We start from the raw sequence: 2,094 nt of genomic DNA, 5'->3' as shown, positions 1-2,094 counted from the left end.
GCCTTGGCCATAAACCATTCGAATAAGAGAAGCGTTTGGTAAATGATAAGGGAATAAGCCGTCTTCTGACGTTACTTGAAAGCCATCCTCTTTTAAGGCGTCTTTGATGCCATCACGATCTTTATCTAGTGCATCCGTTCCGCACATATCTAGGTACATCCACACGTCATCGGTGGTGAATTCTTTTATCGGAGCCAGTTTCACACGTTTCTGCCCTTGTGTTGCACCAGTCGCTAACATCACGTGTTGCTCTGGGGTAAAAGCAGACGTTGCCCCCACTTTCTTAATATTTCTTGCTCTATTGGCGCTCTCCTCGTCTCTGACACCACTAATGTCTATGATGGGAAGTTTTTTTTGATGCGTCGTCAATACCGCAGTTTTGAATTCACTTAAAGCTTGATTAGATGGTGAAATTTTCAAAATCTCAGTGCAGTCTGAATTAAGTGTAGGGTTGATTAAAAGCTTATCGCCAGCAAAATATTTGACAGAAAAAGAATCACATATACCAGGGCTCGCCAAAAGATAGTGAAGGTTAATACCTCGAGATGCAGCATAAGTTTTTACTTTTTTCACGGTATAGTTGCAGTAAATATCGTACACCAAATGCTCCACCAGCGTGTTGCTAGTGATGATAATAAGCGGGTGTTCTTTGTCTATTTCTCCTGCAGCAATTGCCTGTGCATAAGCTTCAATTGTCATCTCTACACATAGACTCGAGTCTTTCCCCGTTGACGAGCCGATTTTACAGATAGCTTGGTAATCTCTTAACGCTTTACGGATGATACTGACACCGCTATAAAACTTCTTAGCCAGTGTTAGCTTGACCTCACAATCATCGACTACTTCATCTACACTACTCCATCCTTGTACATCGCTTGATAACTCAGTAATGGCAATATCTGGCGTAAATTGCTTAACAGTCATTATTCTGCCCCCGTAGTCGTAGTAGTCTTGCGAACCGTAAATACCAGTCGTTCAGAAACACCACCCAAAAGTGCTTCGTCGTCAAATTCCAGCGCCTCCTCTTTTTCAGATTCGGTAAGACTGTATTTTTGCAAATTAGAGACATAGGCCCCTTGTACTTGATGTTCTACATAAGCAGGAAACTCCCTTAAAGCCGCAGGCTCAATTGTTGCCACTAGCAACGTGGTCGACCTTGCTGACATAAATTTATCCATTACATTGCGAAAGCGGCGCTGTGCATTAGGGCAGCGGTAGTAACCAAAATTCACTCTCATACACATGGGCATATCTCCTGACTCAATATGCATCCAGTGTCGCATGACGCTGTATCCTCGCTACTTTTTCCCAATGACTTTAGCAATTCAGGAGTTTGGTGAAGGGAAGAACACACCTTTCTTCTTAAAGTTCTCTGTCTTTTATGAATATAAGGAAGAAAAGCAGATTCATGACGTCGCAAAATATAGAAATCATCACAAATACAACAAAATAGCGGCAGTGAATACGAGTGCAACAATAGATGCACTATTAACAGGGCACTTAAAGCTCACTAAACGAGAAAATCTATGGCTACAATCTCAACGTTCAACAAAAATAACCTACAAGATTTACGCACTAAACTTAACGATGCCGTATCGTCTGTATCAGAAGAATTTGGCATTGTTATTGATTTAGGACGGATAAGTTACTCTCCAGAAGAAGCGGCGGTTCGCTTAACTATGACAGCAGTTAGTAATAACCAGCGTCACGGTGAGTCACCAGAAGACGTAAAATTACGAATGGAGTTTGAGAAGTACGCACATTCATTTGGTTTAAATCCGGCTGACTTTGGTAGACAAGTAAAAGTAGGTGATGACGAGTTTAAAATTGTTGGAATTAAGCCTCGCAGGAGTCGCTTCCCCATTGTTGGGATGTGTTTAAATACTGGAAAAGTCTTCAAACTGACACTTGGCTCTGTCAAATCGCAACTCACTGAGTAGTAGGTTTTTTTACGGAAAGATAACAGCCGATATGTTGGTAAGCATATCGGCTTTAAGTTTTACTGTTGCTCATGAAACTATGTCATTTTCGTCCAGTTAGAAAATGTACCGGACGTAGAGTCCGAACGTATCGGTGTCTTCATTGTATTTATAC

Annotated in this window: 3 protein-coding genes; 1 reads left to right on the top strand and 2 read right to left on the bottom strand. The window is 41.5% G+C overall.

Annotated features, from left to right (window positions below):
• A partial coding sequence (locus BIZ39_RS21390; RefSeq protein WP_187448050.1) for a phosphoadenosine phosphosulfate reductase family protein occupies window positions 1-924 on the bottom strand: 924 nt, incomplete at its 3' end.
• The gene (locus BIZ39_RS21385) at window positions 924-1,238 is read right to left on the bottom strand and encodes a hypothetical protein (RefSeq protein ID WP_187448049.1); all 315 of its coding nucleotides are present in this window, start codon (window positions 1,236-1,238) and stop codon (window positions 924-926) included. The genes BIZ39_RS21390 and BIZ39_RS21385, both read right to left, overlap by 1 nt.
• Window positions 1,239-1,526: 288 nt before the next feature.
• On the opposite strand from BIZ39_RS21385, the gene BIZ39_RS21380 reads away from it, so the two are divergent.
• Window positions 1,527-1,940 (top strand): hypothetical protein, encoded by a 414-nt coding sequence (locus BIZ39_RS21380; RefSeq protein ID WP_187448048.1) that lies wholly within the window; start codon window positions 1,527-1,529, stop codon window positions 1,938-1,940.
• The last annotated feature ends 154 nt before the right edge of the window (window positions 1,941-2,094 follow it).

This window comes from Alteromonas sp. BZK5 (assembly GCF_014349115.1).
Lineage (GTDB): Bacteria > Pseudomonadota > Gammaproteobacteria > Enterobacterales > Alteromonadaceae > Alteromonas > Alteromonas macleodii.
The sequence above is the reverse complement of the archived record's forward strand: the minus strand, read 5'-3'. Positions and strand labels throughout refer to the sequence as shown.